A 19,353-nucleotide genomic window follows, 5' to 3' on the forward strand; every position below is an offset into this window, starting at 1 on the left:
GGAGGAGCCTTGTCTAGGGTCGAGCCATGGCACGACCACGGCGCATCGTCCTCGTACGGCACGGCGAATCCGAGGGCAACGTGGACGACACGGTGTACGAGCGGGAGCCCGACCACGCCCTCCGGCTCACCGACACCGGGTGGCTCCAGGCCGAGGCGACGGGGGAGCGGCTGCGGACCGTGTTCGGCGAGGAGCGGGTCAGCGTCTACGTCTCCCCGTACCGCCGCACCCACGAGACGCTGCGCGCCCTCCGGCTCGACCCGGCCCGGGTCAGGGTCCGGGAGGAGCCGAGGCTGCGCGAGCAGGACTGGGGCAACTGGCAGGAGCGCGAGGACGTGCGCCTCCAGAAGGTCTACCGGGACGCCTACGGCCACTTCTTCTACCGCTTCGCCCAGGGCGAGTCGGGCGCCGACGTCTACGACCGGGTCGGAGCCTTCCTGGAGAGCCTCTACCGCTCCTTCGAGGCCCCCGACCACCCGCCGAACGTCCTGCTCGTCACCCACGGACTGACCATGCGCCTGTTCTGCATGCGCTGGTTCCACTGGTCGGTCGCCGAGTTCGAGTCGCTGTCCAACCCGGGCAACGCGGAGACCCGCACCCTGCTGCTCGGCGAGGACGGGAAATACCGCCTCGACCGGCCCTTCGAACGCTGGCGTACCCCGGAACCGTACGGCCCCACCGGATAGAGTGGCTGGTCGATGACCGCTGACTCCGCTCTCGACCGGCGCTTCGCACGCGCCCTGGCCAGCCTGCGCGGGCTGTCCGTGGGAGACGCCCTGGGCTCCCAGTACTTCGTTCCCGCCAACTATCCCCTGCTCAAGCGGCACGAGCCGCCGACCGGTCCCTGGCAGTGGACCGACGACACGGAGATGGCCTGCTCGGTCCTCGCCGTGCTCGCGAGCCACCGACGCATCGACCAGGACGCCCTGGCCCAGTCCTTCGCCCACCACCACGACTTCGACCGCGGCTACGGCCCCGCCGTGAACCGGATGCTCCGGCTCGTGCGCGAGGGCGGGGACTGGCGGCAGCTGGCGGCGGCGCTCTTCAACGGGCAGGGCTCGTGGGGCAACGGCGCCGCCATGCGGATCGCGCCGCTCGGCGCCTGGTACGCCGACGACCCGGAGCAGGCCACCCACCAGGCCGAGATCTCCGCGTACACCACCCACCAGCACCGCGAGGCCGTCGTCGGCACCATGGCCGTCGCCGCGGCCGCCGCCCTCGTCGCCGACCCGGCCGGCCCGCCCACCCCCGAGGCGCTGCTCGACGGCGTCATCGCCCTCGTACCGCGCAGCGCCGTCGGGGCCGGGCTGCGCAGGGCCCGCGACATGCTCGACTACGGCGACGCCGGCACCGTCGCCGCGGTCCTCGGCAGCGGCCGGCGCACCAGCGCCCACGACACGGTGCCGTTCGCGCTCTGGTCAGCGGCCCGCGGCCTCGGCGACTTCGAGCGGGTGTTCTGGACGACCGCCGGGGTCGGTGGCGACGTCGACACCACCTGCGCCATCGCCTGCGGCGTCGTCGCGGCCGGCCCGGGCGGCACCCCGCCCGCCGCCTGGCTGGAGCAGACCGAGGACCTGCCCGACTGGGTGCCCGCCACGGCCCGCTCGTAGGGCCCGCCCGGCCGGGGCTCTTCCGGACGCCGCCGCTCCGCCAGTGTCACGGTCCTGCCACAGCTGTGGCGGGACCGGTCCGGTGCGGCGTACCGCCGTTAAAGTCGGCCACTCGCAGCGCTGATCATGACAAGCAGCGTGCCGACGAGACACCCGGGACGCCGTGGGCCGCACGGCCCGGCGCACCCGGCCGGGAGGGGGTCCCGTGACCGACACACCATCCGCAGCACAGCCGTCCGGGCAGCACGAGCCGTCCGCACAGCCCAAGGACAGCCCGCCGCCGAGCAGCCCGCCGCCGAGCGGTCCGCCCGCCGGCGCTCCGACGAGTCCGGCGGGTCCGCCCACCGCGGTCGCGCCGCCGCCGGGGGCGCATCCGTACGGCGGGCACCCGCAGGGGCCGTACCCGCCCGGGGCGTACGCGCCGTACCAGGCCTGGGCGCCGCACCGGAAGCCGCCGCCCAGCAAGCTCAGGCCCCCGGCACCGGCCCGGCCGACCTCCCCGACGCTCTGGGCGATCCTGGCCACCGCTCTGGCCGCCGCCCTGCTCCTCAGCGGCGGCGCGGGCGCCAACCTGCTGCTCGTGGCCGTGCCCGCCACCGCCGCCGGCGCCCTCGCCGCCCGCGCGGCCGGCCGCCGGCTGCGCCCCTGGACGCTGGTATGGGCCCTCGGCGGCGCCGTACTGCTCGTCGTGCCCGTCCTCAGCGACGCGGGCTGGCCCACCTTCCTCGCCGTCGTCACCGCCCTCGGCCTCACCGGCTACGCGCTGCACGGCGGCCGCGGCTGGCCCAGCATGCTCTTCGGGCCCGTCGGACTCTTCGATTCCGTGGGCAGCGGCATGCCGTGGACCTGGCAGGGGATGCGCCACAGCGCGGGCGGCGCGCAGGGCCGCTTCGGCGCGCTGGCGCGCCCGATCCTGATCGCCCTGGGCCTGCTCGTGGTGTTCGGCGCGCTGTTCGCCGGAGCCGACGCCGCCTTCGCCGACCTCCTCGGCGGCCTCATGCCGGACATTTCGCTCGACCAGGCGCCCTGGCGGCTGCTGTGCTTCCTGCTCGGCCTCTTCGGCGCGATCGCCGTCGCCCGCACCGCCGCCGCCCCGCTGCGCTGGGACCGGCTCACCTTCAGCCCGGGCCGCCCCCGTGCCCGCCTGGAATGGGCGCTCCCGCTCGTCGTCCTCTGTCTGCTCTTCGCCGCCTTCAACGCCGTCCAGCTCGCCGTGCTCTTCGGCGGCTACGACAAGGTGCTGAGCGAGACCGGGCTCACCTACTCCGAATACGCCCGCCAGGGCTTCTGGCAACTGCTCTTCGCCACCCTGCTCACGCTCGCCGTGATCGGCCTCGCCCTGCGCTGGGCACCCCGCGGCACCCCCGGCGACACCCGCCTCGTCCGCTCCGTCCTCGGCACCCTGTGCGTCCTCACCCTGGTCGTCGTCGCCTCCGCGCTGCGCCGCATGGAGCTGTACGTGGACGCGTACGGCCTCACCCGGCTGCGCATCTCGGTGTCCGCCATGGAGATCTGGCTCGGGGTCGCGATCCTGCTGATCATGGCGGCCGGGATCTGGGGTGCCAAGCTGCTGCCCCGCGCCCTGGCCGCGAGCGCCGCCGGCTTCGTCCTGGCCTTCGGGCTGATCCAGCCGGACGCCGTGATCGCCGAGCAGAACGTCCAGCGGTACCAGCGCGACCACAAGATCGACGTGAACTACCTCGCCGGACTCTCCGCCGACGCCGCACCGGCCCTCGACCGGCTCCCCGAGCGGCTGCGCGACTGCGCCCTCGGCGAACTCGACGACCGTTTCGACCGGACGGAGGGCGAGCCCTGGTTCGCGACCAGCCGTTCCGAGGCCCGCGCCCGCGACATCCTCGAACGGCGCCCCGCCACCAACTCGGTCTTCTGCGGCGAGCCCTCTCGGGACGAGGAGTACGACCCGGACGCCGACCCGTACGCGCCGGACACCGACCCGTACGCCCCCTGAGGGGTCTCCCCGCCGCCCCCAACCAGGTGCTCCCGGCGGCCGTTTCACGCAGGTGGCCGCCGTCCCACCGGCCGGCCTCCGGGCTTCACGCCCGCGACCGGAGGCCGGTGCCCGGCGCCGTCGGGCCCGTGTCCGGCGCCGCTCCCGGACTGTTCGGCGTACCCCGCCAGGGTGTGCGACAGCGAAGGGAGCGGCACCGGAGCACCGCGGTTTCCGGCCCGTCCGGCGGCCGGTTCCGGCCGGGCGGGCATGCCCGCGGGGAATCCGGGTACCGAGGGAGGTATCCATCGGCGTAACCTGTCAGCGCCATGCCGTACGAACCACCCACACACACCGTCGAGCGTTCGATCCGGGCCACGACCGGCGCCAGGATCGTTGCCGGTGTCGACGAGGTCGGACGCGGGGCATGGGCCGGTCCCGTCACCGTGTGCGCCGCCGTCACCGGCCTGCGCCGCCCGCCCGAGGGGCTCACCGACTCCAAGCTCCTCACGCCCAAGCGCCGCACCGCGCTCGCCGCCGAACTCGAGGGCTGGGTCACCGCGTACGCGCTGGGCGACGCCTCGCCCGCCGAGATCGACGAACTCGGCATGACCGCCGCCCTCCGGCTCGCCGCGATCCGCGCCCTGGAGGGCCTGCCGGTCCGTCCCGACGCCGTGATCCTCGACGGCAAGCACGACTACCTGGGCAGCCCCTGGCAGGTCCGCACGGTGATCAAGGGCGACCAGTCCTGTGTCGCCGTCGCCGCCGCCTCAGTGATCGCCAAGGTCCGCCGCGACACCCTGATGGCCGGCCTGGAGGGTGCCTCGGACCTGTACGCGGCGTACGCCTTCGACGCCAACGCGGGCTACCCCTCGCCGGTCCACAAGGCCGCCCTTGAAGAGCTGGGGCCCACCCCGTACCACCGGCTCTCCTGGGCCTATCTCGATGCCATGCCCCGCTGGCGGCACCTCAAGAAGGTCCGCCTCTCGGCCGAGGCCGCCGCACTCGAAAGCGGGGGACAACTCGGCTTCGACTTCTGAACTTCGGCTTCCGGCATGTCCGGCGGAGTCACGGGGAAACCTGTCCGCCGGACCTGCGCAAGGAGCCGGGGCGCCCCTGTGCGCCCACCCGCCCGAGCCCGGTGCGACGGCGTTTGATAGACATCCACTCATGCCTCTCATCCCCGAGGAGCCTCAGATTCACGAGAGTGCCCAGGGTCCCCGCGCGACCGCGGCCGCAGGCCGCCCCGTGCCGACCCCACGACCCGTACCCGGCCCGCGTTCCGCCGCCTCTCCGCGACCCGGGCGTCCCGGCCCCGGTCCGGCCAGGCCCGCGCCGCCGGTGCCGCGCCCGCCCGCTGCCGGAACGGCTTCCCCCGCCCGTGCGGAGAATCGTTCCGACCAGCGGACCGAACCGCGCAACGAGCCGCAGGTCCAGCTGATCCCCGCGCCCGTCGACGGAGCCGTCGACGCCGCCGAGGAAGCGGTGGACCTGCTCCTGGAGAACGGCCGCGCCCCCGGCGACGTCCTGGTCCTCACCACCGGCGAGCAGCACCCCTGGGCGGCGCACGAGCTGTCCTTCGGCGAGGCCGCCTACTGGGCGCAGCAGGACGCCCGCGAGGACGTGTTCTTCGCGGACGCCGCCGCCGTGGACCGGGCCGCCGCCCGGCCCGTGGTGGTCGTCGCGGTCAACGGCGGCTCCGACGCGGACGTCGCCCGCCGCCTGCCCGAGGCGATGCGCCGGGCGACCGCCCTGCTGATCGTCTGCGGCGACCCGCAGCGGGTCACCGCCGCGCTCGGCGCCGGCGTCTGACCTGCCCGTCCGGGCCCCGCCCGAGCCCCGGCCGTGCCCTCCCCGGGTGCGGAAGGGGCGGGGCGTGGGCCGGCCCGCGCACATGGCGGGTGGCGTACGGAGCAGCCGGCGCCGTTCGTACGGAGGCGGGGCCGGGCGGGGCCGCGGTCGCTCGGACCGCGCCCCGTACCGTCCCGTCGGACCGGCCGTCCCCCGGAAGCCCGGGGCGCGGCCGGACGCTCAGCGGGCCGCGGCCCGGCGCAGCGGCTCGGGGGCGCCGCTCGCGATCCGCGGGATCAGCCGGTCGAGCGCGGGGTCCTCGCCCAGCGGCGCCGGCTTCGAGTCGGAACTGGGCCGGCGCCCGCCCCGTCCCTCGCCGAGCACCTGCCAGCCGCCGCCGGTCAGCGTGATGTACGCCCCGCAGCGCAGCCCGTGCAGGGTGCACGCGTCACGCAGGCCCCACATCCAGGCGCCGTCCTCCTCGGTCCACCGCTCGTCGCCCTCGCGGCAGTAGAGCAGCACCGCCGTACGCACCGGCGCACGCCGGCGCAGGTCGTGCGGGATGACCCGGCGCAGCTGCGCGAGGAGCGCGTTGCGGAACTCCCAGCCGTCCGCCGGAGCGGCCCGGCGGGCGAACGAGGCACTGGCCGCGAGCCGTTCCTCGTGGTCGAGCACCGCGACCACGGCCGTGGACGGCGTGGGACGGTGACGGGAGTGCAGGCCGCTGACGACCTCGCGCGGATTGCGCAGGAGCGGGATCCCGGCCGAGGCCCACTCGGCCGGTTCGAGCATCCGAGCGAGGCGGCTGGCCGACCCGGACGACGAGTTCGTAGGAGCGGTCGAGGGCGGAGCGAATCCGAGGGTCACGATCCTCCCTTCGGATACGCGCCCGCTCCGCGGGCAGGGTCGGATGAGGGCGCACCACGGCACGGCCAACGGGCCGCGTTGGGCGTGCGGGGTGGATGACCAATTCTTCCCTGGCCCGTGCGCGGGCGGCAACGAGCAATTGGCGCCGCTGACTGGAATCCACCGGTATGACTCTCATATCCCTGCCCAGTTGCCCATTGTTCACGCTCTGTTTCACCGATCGACGTGCAACGCGGCAACCACCGGGTCACCGGCCGTCACGCGGGGTGAAGTGGCCGATTGTCAGTCCCATCGGGTTGCATGGGGGGCATGGACAACCTGGACCTCCGGACCGAAGCAGACACCGTCCTCGCGGAGCTCGTCGGCGACCCGTCGGGCTCGGCCAGACTGCGCGAGGACCAGTGGCAGGCGGTCGCCGCCCTCGTCGAGGACCGCCGGCGCGCGCTGGTCGTCCAGCGCACCGGCTGGGGCAAGTCCGCGGTCTACTTCGTGGCGACCGCGCTGCTGCGCCGCCGCGGCGCCGGACCCACCGTGATCGTCTCCCCGCTGCTCGCCCTGATGCGCAATCAGGTCGAGGCGGCGGAGCGGGCCGGTATCAGGGCACGCACCATCAACTCGGCCAACCCGGAGGAGTGGGACACCATCCACCAGGAGGTCGAGCGCGGCGAGACCGACGTCCTGCTCGTCAGCCCGGAGCGGCTCAACTCCGTCGACTTCCGCGAGCAGTTGCTGCCCAAGCTCGCCGCCACCACCGGCCTCCTCGTGGTCGACGAGGCGCACTGCATCTCCGACTGGGGACACGACTTCCGGCCCGACTACCGGCGCCTGCGGGCGATGCTCGCCGAACTCGCGCCCGGCGTGCCGGTCCTCGCGACCACGGCCACGGCCAACGCGCGGGTCACCGCCGACGTCGCCGAACAGCTCGGCACCGGCGCCGGCGAGGCCCTCGTGCTGCGCGGCACCCTGGAGCGGGAGAGCCTCCGCCTCGGCGTGGTCCGCCTCCCGGACGCCGCCCACCGGCTGGCCTGGCTGGCCGAACACCTCGACGAGCTGCCCGGCTCCGGGATCGTCTACGCGCTGACCGTGGCCGCCGCCGAGGAGGCCACCGCCTACCTCCGCCAGCGCGGCTTCGCGGTCGCCTCCTACACCGGCCGCACCGAGAACGCCGACCGGCTGCAGGCCGAGTCCGACCTCATCGGGAACAAGGTGAAGGCGCTCGTCGCCACCTCCGCCCTCGGCATGGGCTTCGACAAGCCCGACCTGGGCTTCGTGCTCCACCTCGGCTCGCCGTCCTCGCCGATCGCCTACTACCAGCAGGTCGGCCGCGCCGGCCGCGGCGTCGACCACGCCGACGTGCTGCTCCTTCCCGGCAAGGAGGACGAGGCGATCTGGCGCTACTTCGCCGACACCGCCTTCCCGCCCGAGGCCCAGGTCCGCCAGACCCTCGCCGCGCTCGACGGGGCCGAAGGACGGCCGCTGTCCGTGCCCGCCCTCGAGGCCGCCGTCGACCTGCGCCGCAGCCGCCTGGAGACCATGCTGAAGGTCCTCGACGTGGACGGCGCCGTCAAGCGGGTCAAGGGCGGCTGGATCGCCACCGGCGCCCCCTGGACGTACGACGCGGAGCGCTACGCCTGGGTCGCCCGGCAGCGCGCCGCCGAACAGCAGGCCATGCGCGACTACGTGGGCACCACCGCCTGCCGCATGGAGTTCCTGCGCCGCCAGCTCGACGACGAGGGCGCCGTGCCGTGCGGCCGCTGCGACAACTGCGCGGGCCCCTGGGCCGATTCCGCCGTCTCCACCGAGACCCTGACCGCCGCCGAGAAGGAACTCGACCGCCCCGGCGTGGAGATCGACCCCCGCCGCATGTGGCCCACCGGCATGCCCGCCCTCGGCGTCGACCTCAAGGGCCGGATCCCGGCCGGCGAACAGTGCGCCTCCGGCCGGGCGCTCGGCCGCCTCTCCGACATCGGCTGGGGCAACCGGCTGCGCCCGCTGCTCGCCGACCGCGCGCCGGACGTCCCCGTCCCCGACGACGTGCTGCGGGCCGCCGTCGCCGTCCTCGCCGACTGGGCCCGCTCGCCCGGCGGTTGGGCCTCCGGCGCCCCGGACGCGCCCGAGCGCCCCGTGGGCGTCGTGGCCCTGCCCTCGATGACCCGGCCGCAGCTGGTCGGCTCGCTGGCCCGGGGGATCGCCACCGTCGGCCGGCTGCCCTTCCTCGGGACGCTCGCGTACGTCACGGAGGACGGCGCCCACGCGGCCCGCCGCAGCAACTCAGCCCAGCGCCTGCGGGCCCTGTCCGGCGCCCTCGCCGTGCCCGAGGAGCTGGCCGCCGCCCTGCGCGAGACCCCCGGCCCGGTCCTCCTCGTGGACGACTCCACCGACTCCGGCTGGACCCTCGCCGTCGCCGCCCGCCTGCTCCGCCGCGCCGGCAGCGGACCCGTGCTGCCCCTGGTGCTGGCCGCGGCGGGCTGACCTCTCATCGAAGCGCATCCGGCGGCCTGGCGCGACCGCCCCGCCGACCCCTGTGGAAAACCTTCCGAAAGGCCCAACCGGGAGTTATCCACAGGGGTTTCGCGATCCGGGAAATCACGGGACCGTCGTGACCATGAACACGAACCGCCACGGATCCCACGAATCCCGCGACCCCCACAACTCCCACGACTCCCACGACTCCCACGGGTCTTCCGCACCCCAGCAGATCACCCTGCGCGGCCCGGCCGAGCTCGCCGACGCGCTGCCCTTCATGCTCGGCTTCCACCCCAGCGACTCCGTCGTCCTCGTCGCACTCCACGGCGAGCGCGGCCGCTTCGGCGGCCGGGTCAGGGTCGGCATCCCGGGCTCGCCGCGCGAATGGCCCGCCACCGCCGAGTACTTGGCCGCCTGCCTGGTCGAAGGCGCCGGCCGCCGTCGCGGCGACCGGCCCGACGCCATCGTCGTCTTCCTCTGCCAGGAACCCCGCCCGGGCGAGACCGCGCAGCGCGTCATGGAACGGCTGCGCCCCTTCGCCCAGCGCCTGCGCACCGCCTGCGGCGCGCTCGACATCCCCGTCCCCGAAGCCCTCTGCATCTCCGACGGCCTCTACTTCTCCTACTGCTGCCCCGACGCCCGCTGCTGCCCGCCCGACGGCACGCCCCTCGCCCTCTCCGGCACCTCCGTGATGGCCGCCTCCGCCGCCTACGCGGGCATCCAGGTCCGCGGCACCCTCAAGGACATGGAGGCCCGGCTGAAGCCCCGCACCGAGGACGACGCGGCGCAGCGCGCCGCGCTCAACGAGGCGGCGACCGTCATCGTGCCCAGGATCCTCGACACCCCCGCCAGCGGCCTCGGCCGCCGCGAGACCCGCGAGACCACCCTCGGCCTCGCCCGGCGCCTGCTCGCACGGTTCGCCGCCGCACCCGGCGGCCCGGCACCCCGGCCCCACGCCGGCGGCGCCGCCCTGCCGCCCGCGCTCAAGGCGCCCCTGACCAGCCCGGCGACGGGCGACGAACGCGACGACGCGCTCCTCTCACCCGACGAGGCCGCCACCCTCATCCTCGGCCTGCAGGACCGCGACACCCGCGACCAGGCCGCCGAATGGATGGAGGGCCCGGAAGCCGCACCCGCGCTCCGGCTCTGGCGGGCGGTGTCCCGGCGCTGCGTCCCGCCCTACCAGGAGTACGCCGCGGCCCCGCTGACCCTGGCCGGCTGGGTCGCCTGGTCCACCGGCGACGAGCCCTCCGCCCGGGTCGCCCTCGGACTCGCCCTGGAGGCCGACCCCGAGTACCTCTTCGCCCGCCTCCTTCACCAGGCGTGCAACGAAGGCCTGGACCCGGAGGCCCTGCGCGTCTGCCTGCGCCAGGAACGGGACACCCGGCTCGCCGCCGAGGAGCCCGGCACCCCGGCTCCGGCCGAGTCCGCCCCGACGGAGGTCCGCGCCCGGCAGCGGGCCCGGCAGACGGCCCGCCGCGCCGCCCGCCAGGCCGGACTGCGCACCACCCAGGCCGCCCGGCGGCGCCGGGCCGAACCCCGGCCGCCCCGACGGCCCGTGGTGCGGCGCACCCGCCGGACCGGCCGGGCGAGGAGCGGGGCATGACGGCCGTGACCCGCCGACCCGCGGCGGCGTTCACCTCTGTGGCGGTCGCGCAGGAGCGGAACCGCCGTTCCACGGCCGGACGAGCGGACCGCCGGGACCGCTCGCGCGGCCCCGGCCACGGCCCCGCCCGGGCCCGGCCGCACCGCCCGGACCGCACAGAGAGCGCCGCAGACCCGTCATGGCCCCCAGCACCGCCCAGGCCCCCGGACCCGCCACCGGACATCCGCCCCACCCCGGCGAACCGCAGGCCGTGCACGACACCCTCGTCGGCGTCGCCCTGCCCGCCCTCGCCATCAGCGCCCGGCACGGCCAACTCACCGGCACCGGCCTCCAAGGCGTCTTCAAGGACGGCCGCCGGCTCCTCGCCCGCTCCGTCCTGCGCGTCGCCGGCCGCGCACCCGTCCCGCTCCGCGGCCGCGCGGACGGCGCCGAGCGCGCCGAGTTCCTCGGCGTCCTGCGCGCACCCGGCGACCTCGGCCCCGACCCCGGCCTCCTCGTCGAGCGCACCCGCGACGCCGACGGCACCGAACGCATCACCCTGCGCAGCTCCGCGCCCCGGCCTGCCCGGATCCCGGTGGAGCTCGCTCTGGGCACGGATCTCGCGGACCTGGGCGCGGTGGCGGCCGGCCGGCCCGGCCCCGAGCTCACCGCGAGCGTCCACGGCACCGGCCTCCGCTGGACCGCCCCCGACGGCACCGCCGTCAGCGTCCTCGCCGACCCCGCGCCCAGCGACGCGCTCGGCGCGGCCGGACTCCTCCGCTGGGACGCCGAACCCGCCGCCGGAGCCCCCTTCGTCCTCACCCTCCGGGTCCACTGCGAACGCGCCGGCCGGACCCGGGCGCCCGGCGCGGGCAGGCCCGGCGGACACGTCCTCGCCGACGCCGTCGCCGAGGGCGACGACCCCCGCCTCGGCCCCCTGCTGCGGGCCTGCGTCGCCGATCTGCGCGCACTGCTCCAGCGCGACCCCGCGCACCCGGCCGACGTGCACCTCGCGGCTGGCGTCCCCTGGCGCCTGGGGCCCGTCACCGCCGAGGCCCTGTGGGCCGCCCGGATGGCCCTCCCGCTCGGCACCCGGCTCGCCGCCACCACCCTGCGCGCCCTCGCCCGCACCCAACTGCCCGGCCTGGGAGCCGAGTCCGGACGCATCCCCGGACCGCTCAGGGACGCGGGCCCGCTCCTCCCGCCCCGCTGCACCGGCGTCGAGGCCACCCTCGCCTTCCCCGCCGTGCTCGCCGAGGCCCGCCGCTGGGGCCTGCCCGAGCAGGACCTCGCGGAACTGCTGCCCGTCGCCGAGCGCTGCCTCGACTGGCTGCGCGGCGCCGTCGACGACCACGGGTTCGTGCCGGACCCGTGGCCCGCCGGGCCCGCGCGGGCCGAGACCCAGGCCCACGCGCACCGCGCGGCCGTGCTCGGCGCCGACCTCCTCGACTCCTGCGGGCGGCCCGGCGGGGACGCCTGGCGGGAACGGGCCCGGGCGCTGCGCGAGCGGTTCCGCGACCGGTTGTGGCTGGACGACCCCGCGGGCGGACGTCCGCTGCTCGCCCGGCTGCCCGACGGACGCCCGCTGCCCCACCTGGGCGGCTGGGCCGCACACCTCCTCGACACCGGCCTCACCGCCGCCGGACGGCAGGCGCCCGGGCTGCTCGACAAGGCGCAGACCGAGCGCCTGGCCCGGCTGCTCGCCGCCCCGGCGCTCGACTCCGGCTGGGGGCTGCGCGGCCTCGGTGAGAAGGAGCCCGGCTACAACCCGTTCGGGCACCGCTCGGGCGCGGTGCGGGTGCACGAGACGGCGGTCGCCGTCGCGGGGCTCGCCGCCGCCGGGCACGAGCGCGAGGCGGCGGCGCTGCTGCGCGGCGTGCTGGACGCCGCGGAGGCCTTCGACCTGCGGCTCCCGGAGATGTACGCGGGGGAGCGGCGTACCCCCGGCGCCCCACCGGTGCCGCACCCGGCCGCCTGCCGGCCCGCCGCGGTCGCCGCCGCCTCCGGCGTCCACCTCCTGACCGCCGCCCTGGGCATCCGCCCCGACGCCCCGGGCCGCACGGTCACCCTCCACCCCCTGCGCTCCGCCCCCCTCGGTGAACTCCGCCTCTCCGCCCTCACCCTCGCCGGCGCCCCCTTCGCCGCCCGCGTCGGCCGCCTGGGCCTGGGCATGGTGGAGGAGGCGGCACTGGGTCTGCAGCTGGGTGTGTGAGGGGCGGGGCCTCGAACCGGGGGCAGGGGACGGGGTGGGTGGGGATGGGGGAGGGAGAGGGAGAGGGGGGAAGCCCCCCGGGAAGAAGTGGAGGCGGATCCTTCCGGCGGGCGTGTTTATCGTCAGGGAGACGACTATGATCGCGGGCATGTCTCCCTACGACCCGTCGGCCTTTCCGCCCTTCGCTGTCACCGTCGATCTGGTCGTCCTCACCGTGCGGCGCCATGCGCTGTGCGCGCTGATCGTGAGACGGGGGGAGGCGCCGTTCCAGGGGCGCTGCGCGCTGCCCGGCGGGTTCGTGCGGGACGACGAGGATCTGGATGCCGCCGCCGCGCGTGAGCTGGTGGAGGAGACGGGGCTCTGCGTGCACGACCCGGGGGACCCGGAGCCGGTGCCGGGGCACGGGGCGCACCTGGAGCAGTTGGCGACGTACGGGGCGCCGGACCGGGATCCGCGGATGCGGGTGGTGAGCGTGGCCCATCTCGCGCTCGCTCCGGACCTGCCCGCGCCGCGGGCCGGCGGGGACGCCCACAGCGCGCGCTGGGCGCCGGTGGAGGAGCTGCTCGGCGAGGACGGGACGGCGGAGCGCGAGGGCGAGCCGGTGCCGCTGGCGTTCGATCACGCGCGGATCCTGGCCGACGGGGTGGAGCGGGCCCGTTCGAAGATCGAGTACTCGTCGCTCGCGACGGCCTTCTGCCCGCCCGAGTTCACGGTCGGCGAGCTGCGCCGGGTGTACGAGGCGGTCTGGGGCGTGGCCCTTGACCCGCGCAACTTCCACCGCAAGGTGACCGGCACGCCCGGCTTCCTGGTGCCGGCGGGCGGGACCACGACCCGTCAGGGCGGGCGCCCCGCCCAGCTGTTCCGTGCTGGTGGGGCGACACTGCTGAACCCGCCGATGCTCCGCCCGGAGGTCTGACGGGCGGTCGCGGGGCCGCCCCGAGACGCCAACCCTGCGCCAAAAGTCCGAAATGTGGCGTTATCTTGCTGGGACAGCCGCCCTGCCGCGGAGCGGTCTCACCTACCCGCGAGAGAAGCGATGCTCCAGGCCATCGGACTCACCAGCACCCCCCGCCCGGGCCGCCCGGCCGTCGTGGACGACCTCACCTTCGAGGCCCGGCCGGGCACCGTCACCGCCCTGCTCGGACCGGCCGGCGCGGGCAAGACCACGGCCCTGCGCCTCATGCTCCAGCTCGAACCGGGCCGTGGCGTCACCTACTTCCGGGGCCGCCCGCTGCACCGCGTCGCCCACCCCGCCCGCGAGGTCGGCGTGCTGCTCGGCGACGTGCCCGGCCATCCCTCCCGCACCCTGCGCAGTCAGCTGCGCATGCTGTGCGCCGCCGCCGGGGTGCCCGGCTCGCGCGCGGAGGACATGCTCGGGGCCGTCGGCCTCACCGGCCTGCACGACCAGCGCGTCGGCACCCTCTCGCTCGGCATGGACCGCCGACTGGGCCTCGCCTCCGCCCTGTTGGGCGACCCGCACACCCTGCTCCTCGACGAGCCCGCCGCCGGACTCTCCGTACGGGAGAGCGCCTGGCTGTACGAACTCCTGCGCGCCCACGCCGACGAGGGCGGCACCGTGCTCTACACCACGGCCGACCCCAAGGACGCGGCCCGCAACGCCGACCGGGTCGTCACCCTCGACGGCGGGCGGCTCGCCGCCGACCAGGACGCCGCCGAGTTCGCCCGCACCCGACTGCGCCCCCGGGTCGCCGTGCGCACCCCGCACGCCGCGCGCCTCGCCGCCCTCCTCACCCAGGAGTCGCGGTCCGCCCGGCGGCCCGTGGAGGTGGTCACCGAGGGCGGCAACCGGCTCTCGGTCTACGGCAGCGACTGCGCGACCGTCGGCGAGAGCGCCTTCCGCAACGGCGTCCTGCTCCACCGGCTCGCCGACGAGACCGGCGACACCCGAGAGACCCGAGAGACCCGAGAGACCCGCACCGCCCCGCACCCCCCGGAGCCCGCCGCGGCCGCGCCGGCGGAGCCCGTACCCGCGGAGCCCGCACCTGCCGGCAACGAGCCCGCGCCCCGCGCGTACCGAAAGCACCGCGCGCCCCATCGCTCCCCCCTGCGCCCCCTGCGCTACGAGATCCGCCGGCTGCTCGGCGTGCCCTCGACGCCGCTCGTCGCGGCCGGTGTTCTGCTGGTGTCCGTCACGCTCGCCGTACTGCTCGCGCGCAGCGGGCGCACTCCGCTGCCCGCCGTACTGGCGGGCTGGCCGGGGATCTCGCCGCTGCCGCCCGCCGCGCTGGGGGCCGGGCTGCTCGGCGCCTTCTCGTTCGGCGAGGAGTACCGCTACCCGGCGCTCACCACCGGGCGCGGCGCGGTGCCGCGCCGGCTCGGGCTGCTGCTCGCCAAGCTGGCGGTCGCCGCGGGCGTCGGGGCGGTCCTCGCGGTGCTGGCCGTCGTGGCCGATCTGGAGGCCGTCCGGTTCGTCTACGGCCGTGAGTTGATCCCCGTACCGCACAACTGGCCCACTCTGTGTGCGAATTGGTTCGGCCTGGTGATCGGCTGCGCCTGGGCCGGGCTGCTCGGCGCCGGGGTGTTCCGGGCCGCGGCCGCCGGTGTGGCGGCGGTGCTCGCCGTGCCCGTGGTCTTCGCGCCGCCGCTGCAGCGGATGCTCGCGGGCGCGCCCCGCCGCTCGGTCGCGGGACTCCCGGCCCGGATCCGCGAGTTCGCGAGCGTGGAGTGGTCCTCGGCCGCCGACCGCTGGGTGATGGGGGCGCTGCGGGTGGTCGGGCAGCCCGTCGGGGTGGCTCTCACCCTGACGTTGACGGTCCTGCTGTGCGCCTATGTGCTCACGGGCCGCCACGGCAGGGCGCGTTGGTGATCACAATCGGACTGAAAGCTTCCGCTTCTTCGGCAACTCCCTTGGAAATTGCCGTTAATGTCCGATAAATCGTCAATTGCCCAGGGGGTGCCGATCACCCTTTCGTGTGCTTTTCACCAAAGACCTCAAGGGGCACGGGAGCCACGCCGACAAAGGATGCGTGACTACCCTTGCGCACACGATGATGACCTCCGCCCGCCCCGTCGAGTCCGGCCTCGGCGCCCCGGGCGACCTCGACCGCTACCCCTACGCGGAGGCGCCCGGAGCCGACCGCGTCGGACCGCCCGTCTGGGAGGCGACGGAGGAGCTCGGCCGGGTCGGCCGCCGGGCCGCCGGCAGCCGCGGGCGCGGACTGCACGGCCAGCTCGTCCAGCAGCTCGGCCAGATGATCGTCTCCGGCGATCTCGGCGCCGACCGTCCCCTCGTCCCCGAGGAGATCGGCCAGCGCTTCGAGGTGTCGCGCACCGTGGTCCGCGAGTCGCTGCGCGTACTGGAGGCCAAGGGCCTGGTCAGCGCCCGCCCCAACGTCGGCACCCGGGTCCGCCCGGTCAGCGACTGGAACCTGCTCGACCCCGACATCATCGAGTGGCGCGCCTTCGGCCCGCAGCGCGACGACCAGCGCCGCGAGCTCAACCAGCTGCGCTGGACCATCGAGCCGCTGGCCGCCCGGCTCGCCGCCGGTCACGGCCGCGAGGACATCCAGCAGCGCCTCGCCGACATGGTCGAGATCATGAGCCACGCGTACGCGCAGGGTGACGGGATCACCTTCTCCCGCGCCGACGCCGAGTTCCACGCCCTGCTGATCCAGCTCGCCGGCAACCGCATGCTGGAGCACCTGTCCGGCATCGTCGGCGCCGCCCTCCAGGTCTCCGGCGCCCCCGCCACCGGCTGCGACCGCCCGAGCGAGAGCTGCCTCGCGCACCACGCCCGGATCGTCGACGCGCTGGCCGCCGGCGACGCGAACGGCGCCGAGGCCGCCATGCGGCAGCTGCTGACCGTCCATCCCGAGGAGGGGCGCGTCGTGCCGGCCCCGCGCGGGAACTGATCCGCCGGCCGTGACCAGCAGCACCGAGACGCGCGCAGCGCGTGCCGCCGGACCCGAGCGGAGCCCGGGGACCACCGTCGTCCCCGGGCGCGCCGGGGTCGGGCGGCGCGATCTCGGGCCGTTCCGGATGTTTCATGGCGGATTCGCCGCAAATGAGGTGTGACTCGGGCCACGCGGATTGGGCGTAACACTCTTCGAAGCCGCGCGATGACCTAAGAGGTGACAGCCGAGGAAGGAATACAGCAGCCGCTCACGGCGCTGTGCAGTTCCCCGGTCCAGCCCGCGCCGTCGGCACATTCCCGGCCGACGGTCGTCGGTCCCAGCCTGATCCAGGGCGGGGCCGGAAGCCGTTTTCCATCGTTCCGAGAGGTTGTTCGTGTCGGCCAGCACATCCCGTACGCTCCCGCCGGAGATCGCCGAGTCCGAGTCTGTGATGGCGCTCATCGAGCGGGGAAAGGCTGATGGGCAGATCGCCGGCGATGACGTGCGTCGGGCCTTCGAGGCCGACCAGATTCCGCCAACCCAGTGGAAGAATGTTCTGCGCAGCCTCAATCAGATCCTCGAGGAAGAGGGTGTGACGCTGATGGTCAGTGCAGCGGAGTCGCCGAAGCGCGCCCGCAAGAGCGTCGCAGCGAAGAGCCCGGCCAAGCGCACCGCCACCAAGACCGTCACCGCCAGGACGACCGTGACGAAGACCGTCTCGGCCGCCACCGCGGCCCCGGCGGCCGAGAGCGCGGATCCGGCCGACGAGGCCGGGGCGCCGGCCAAGAAGGCCGCGGCCAAGAAGACCGCCGCGAAGAAGACGGTGGCGAAGAAGGCCGCCGTCAAGAAGACCGCCGCCAAGAAGACCGCGGCGAAGAAGGACGACGAGGAGCTGCTCGAGGGCGAGGAGCTGCTCGAGGACGTCGCTCCCGGCAAGGACGAGGAGGAGTCCGAGGGCGAGAGCAAGGGCTTCGTCCTGTCCGACGAGGACGAGGACGACGCGCCCGCTCAGCAGGTCGCCGTCGCCGGTGCCACCGCGGACCCGGTGAAGGACTACCTCAAGCAGATCGGCAAGGTCCCGCTGCTCAACGCCGAGCAGGAGGTCGAGCTCGCCAAGCGCATCGAGGCCGGTCTGTTCGCCGAGGACAAGCTGGCGAACTCCGACAAGATCGCCCCCAAGCTCAAGCGCGAGCTGGAGATCATCGCCGAGGACGGGCGCCGCGCCAAGAACCACCTCCTGGAGGCCAACCTCCGTCTGGTGGTCTCGCTGGCCAAGCGCTACACCGGCCGCGGCATGCTCTTCCTGGACCTGATCCAGGAGGGCAACCTGGGTCTGATCCGCGCCGTCGAGAAGTTCGACTACACCAAGGGCTACAAGTTCTCCACGTACGCCACCTGGTGGATCCGTCAGGCGATCACCCGCGCCATGGCCGACCAGGCCCGCACCATCCGTATCCCGGTGCACATGGTCGAGGTCATCAACAAGCTCGCCCGTGTGCAGCGCCAGATGCTCCAGGACCTGGGCCGCGAGCCCACCCCGGAGGAGCTGGCCAAGGAACTCGACATGACCCCGGAGAAGGTCATCGAGGTCCAGAAGTACGGCCGCGAGCCGATCTCGCTGCACACCCCGCTGGGCGAGGACGGCGACAGCGAGTTCGGTGACCTCATCGAGGACTCCGAGGCGGTCGTCCCGGCCGACGCGGTCAGCTTCACCCTGCTCCAGGAGCAGCTGCACTCCGTCCTCGACACGCTCTCCGAGCGCGAGGCCGGCGTCGTCTCCATGCGCTTCGGCCTGACCGACGGCCAGCCGAAGACGCTCGACGAGATCGGCAAGGTCTACGGCGTGACGCGTGAGCGCATCCGCCAGATCGAGTCGAAGACGATGTCGAAGCTGCGTCACCCGTCCCGCTCGCAGGTGCTGCGCGACTACCTCGACTGATCGTCCGTCCCGCCAGGGACGCGACAGGCGTACGAAGGACCCGGTTCCCCGTTCGGGGGGCCGGGTCCTTCGCGCGTGAGTGCGGGTGCGCGGTGGGCAGGGGTGGACGACGCTGGGTGAAAGGATGTCAGCGGAGAGTCAGGAGGCTTCATGCGTCGTCCCATCACCCGTGCCTTGACCGGAGTCCTGGGCCTGATCGCGGCGGCGGCCGGGCCGTTCGGCGCGGCCGGCACCGCGCACGCCGACAGCGTCGTGGTCGGCGGGCAGCCGACCGGGATCACCGAGTCGCCGTGGGTCGTGGCCCTGTCCAGCCGTGACCGGTTCGGGGGTACCCGGGCGGGGCAGTTCTGCGGCGGCGTCGTGGTGGCCCCCACCAAGGTGCTCACCGCCGCGCACTGTCTGGGCCGCGAGGTGCTCGGCGGGTCGCCGGGGCAGCTGTCCGACTTCTCGGTGATCGCCGGGCGCACCTCGCTGCGCGGGCACGGCGGCCGGGAGGTGCGGGTGGCGGACACCTGGGTGAACCCGGACTACGACCCGTCGACCAACTCGGGCGATCTGGCGGTGCTCACGCTCGCGAGGGCGCTGCCGGAGTCGTACGCGATCGAGCCGGCCCGCCCGGGCGACGCGGCGCTCGCGGAGGGCACGGCGGCCGACGTGTACGGCTGGGGCGACACGACGGGCAACGGGACGTACGCGATGTCGCTGCGCTCGGCGCGGGTGCAGGTGCTGCCGGACGCGGCCTGTGAGCGGGCGTATCCGGGCGGCGACGGTGCCGCGTACCGCGGCGACACGATGCTGTGCGCGGGGGATCCCCGTGGGGGCCATGACGCCTGTCAGGGCGACAGCGGCGGGCCGCTGGTGGCCCGGGGCCGGCTGATCGGCCTGGTCTCCTGGGGGAGCGGCTGCGGGCAGGCGGAGAACCCCGGTGTCTACACCCGGGTCTCGGCGCTGCTGCCGCGGCACTTCTGAAGGCACGTACCCAGAACGGCGCGTACGAGAACGGGCGGCCACCCCCCTGAGACTGCGGGGGTGGCCGCCCGTCGGCCGGTCGTCAGGAACCGGCCCGTGGCTCGTCGGGGAT

At 75.1% G+C, this 19,353-nt stretch carries 14 protein-coding genes; 13 read left to right on the forward strand and 1 reads right to left on the reverse strand.

The features are described 5' to 3' along the window. The first annotated feature begins 26 nt into the window (after window positions 1-26). The 5 genes from KV205_RS15235 to KV205_RS15255 all read left to right on the forward strand — a co-directional run bounded on the left by KV205_RS15235 (window position 27) and on the right by KV205_RS15255 (window position 5,370). Window positions 27-686, forward strand: a complete 660-nt coding sequence (locus KV205_RS15235; protein WP_265864889.1) for a histidine phosphatase family protein — start codon at window positions 27-29, stop codon at window positions 684-686. A gap of 12 nt (window positions 687-698) precedes the next feature. Continuing rightward, window positions 699-1,610: an ADP-ribosylglycohydrolase family protein gene (locus KV205_RS15240; RefSeq protein WP_265864890.1), complete on the forward strand. Its 912-nt coding sequence runs from the start codon at window positions 699-701 to the stop codon at window positions 1,608-1,610. Window positions 1,611-1,815: 205 nt separating this feature from the next. Beyond that, the gene (locus tag KV205_RS15245; RefSeq protein ID WP_265864891.1) at window positions 1,816-3,579 is read left to right on the forward strand and encodes a DUF4153 domain-containing protein; all 1,764 of its coding nucleotides are present in this window, start codon (window positions 1,816-1,818) and stop codon (window positions 3,577-3,579) included. Window positions 3,580-3,887: 308 nt separating this feature from the next. Next, entirely contained in the window at window positions 3,888-4,598 is a 711-nt protein-coding gene (locus tag KV205_RS15250; protein ID WP_265864892.1) for a ribonuclease HII, read from the forward strand. Between the two features lie 130 nt (window positions 4,599-4,728). Continuing rightward, window positions 4,729-5,370, forward strand: coding sequence for a hypothetical protein (locus KV205_RS15255; RefSeq protein WP_265864893.1), 642 nt, complete (start codon window positions 4,729-4,731; stop codon window positions 5,368-5,370). Between the two features lie 219 nt (window positions 5,371-5,589). Here the strand turns inward: KV205_RS15255 and KV205_RS15260 are convergent, their stop codons facing one another. After that, window positions 5,590-6,216 carry a hypothetical protein gene (locus tag KV205_RS15260; protein WP_265864894.1) on the reverse strand — a complete coding sequence of 209 codons (627 nt, stop codon included), beginning with the start codon at window positions 6,214-6,216 and terminating at the stop codon, window positions 5,590-5,592. A gap of 309 nt (window positions 6,217-6,525) precedes the next feature. Between KV205_RS15260 and KV205_RS15265 the strand changes: the two genes are divergently transcribed. The 8 genes from KV205_RS15265 (at window position 6,526) to KV205_RS15300 (ending at window position 19,241) form a co-directional block, all read left to right on the forward strand. Further along, complete coding sequence (locus KV205_RS15265) at window positions 6,526-8,688, forward strand: RecQ family ATP-dependent DNA helicase (RefSeq protein WP_265864895.1); 2,163 nt, start codon at window positions 6,526-6,528, stop codon at window positions 8,686-8,688. Window positions 8,689-8,821: 133 nt separating this feature from the next. Continuing rightward, window positions 8,822-10,288 carry a DUF4192 family protein gene (locus tag KV205_RS15270; protein ID WP_265864896.1) on the forward strand — a complete coding sequence of 489 codons (1,467 nt, stop codon included), beginning with the start codon at window positions 8,822-8,824 and terminating at the stop codon, window positions 10,286-10,288. 178 nt (window positions 10,289-10,466) lie between these two features. Next, window positions 10,467-12,479, forward strand: coding sequence for a glycogen debranching N-terminal domain-containing protein (locus KV205_RS15275; protein WP_265864897.1), 2,013 nt, complete (start codon window positions 10,467-10,469; stop codon window positions 12,477-12,479). A 148-nt stretch (window positions 12,480-12,627) separates the two neighbouring features. After that, a complete protein-coding gene (locus KV205_RS15280; RefSeq protein WP_265864898.1) occupies window positions 12,628-13,395 on the forward strand; it encodes an NUDIX domain-containing protein in 768 nt (255 codons plus the stop codon). 120 nt (window positions 13,396-13,515) lie between these two features. After that, window positions 13,516-15,306, forward strand: coding sequence for an ATP-binding cassette domain-containing protein (locus KV205_RS15285; protein WP_265864899.1), 1,791 nt, complete (start codon window positions 13,516-13,518; stop codon window positions 15,304-15,306). Window positions 15,307-15,412: 106 nt separating this feature from the next. Then, a complete protein-coding gene (locus tag KV205_RS15290) occupies window positions 15,413-16,351 on the forward strand; it encodes a FadR/GntR family transcriptional regulator (RefSeq protein ID WP_308404080.1) in 939 nt (312 codons plus the stop codon). A 376-nt stretch (window positions 16,352-16,727) separates the two neighbouring features. Then, window positions 16,728-18,272 carry an RNA polymerase sigma factor gene (locus tag KV205_RS15295; protein WP_265864901.1) on the forward strand — a complete coding sequence of 515 codons (1,545 nt, stop codon included), beginning with the start codon at window positions 16,728-16,730 and terminating at the stop codon, window positions 18,270-18,272. Window positions 18,273-18,422: 150 nt separating this feature from the next. Further along, the gene (locus KV205_RS15300; protein WP_265864902.1) at window positions 18,423-19,241 is read left to right on the forward strand and encodes a serine protease; all 819 of its coding nucleotides are present in this window, start codon (window positions 18,423-18,425) and stop codon (window positions 19,239-19,241) included. Window positions 19,242-19,353: the final 112 nt, after the last annotated feature.

The sequence above is a fragment of the Streptomyces sp. SKN60 genome, assembly GCF_026236535.1.
Classification (GTDB): Bacteria; Actinomycetota; Actinomycetes; order Streptomycetales; family Streptomycetaceae; genus Streptomyces.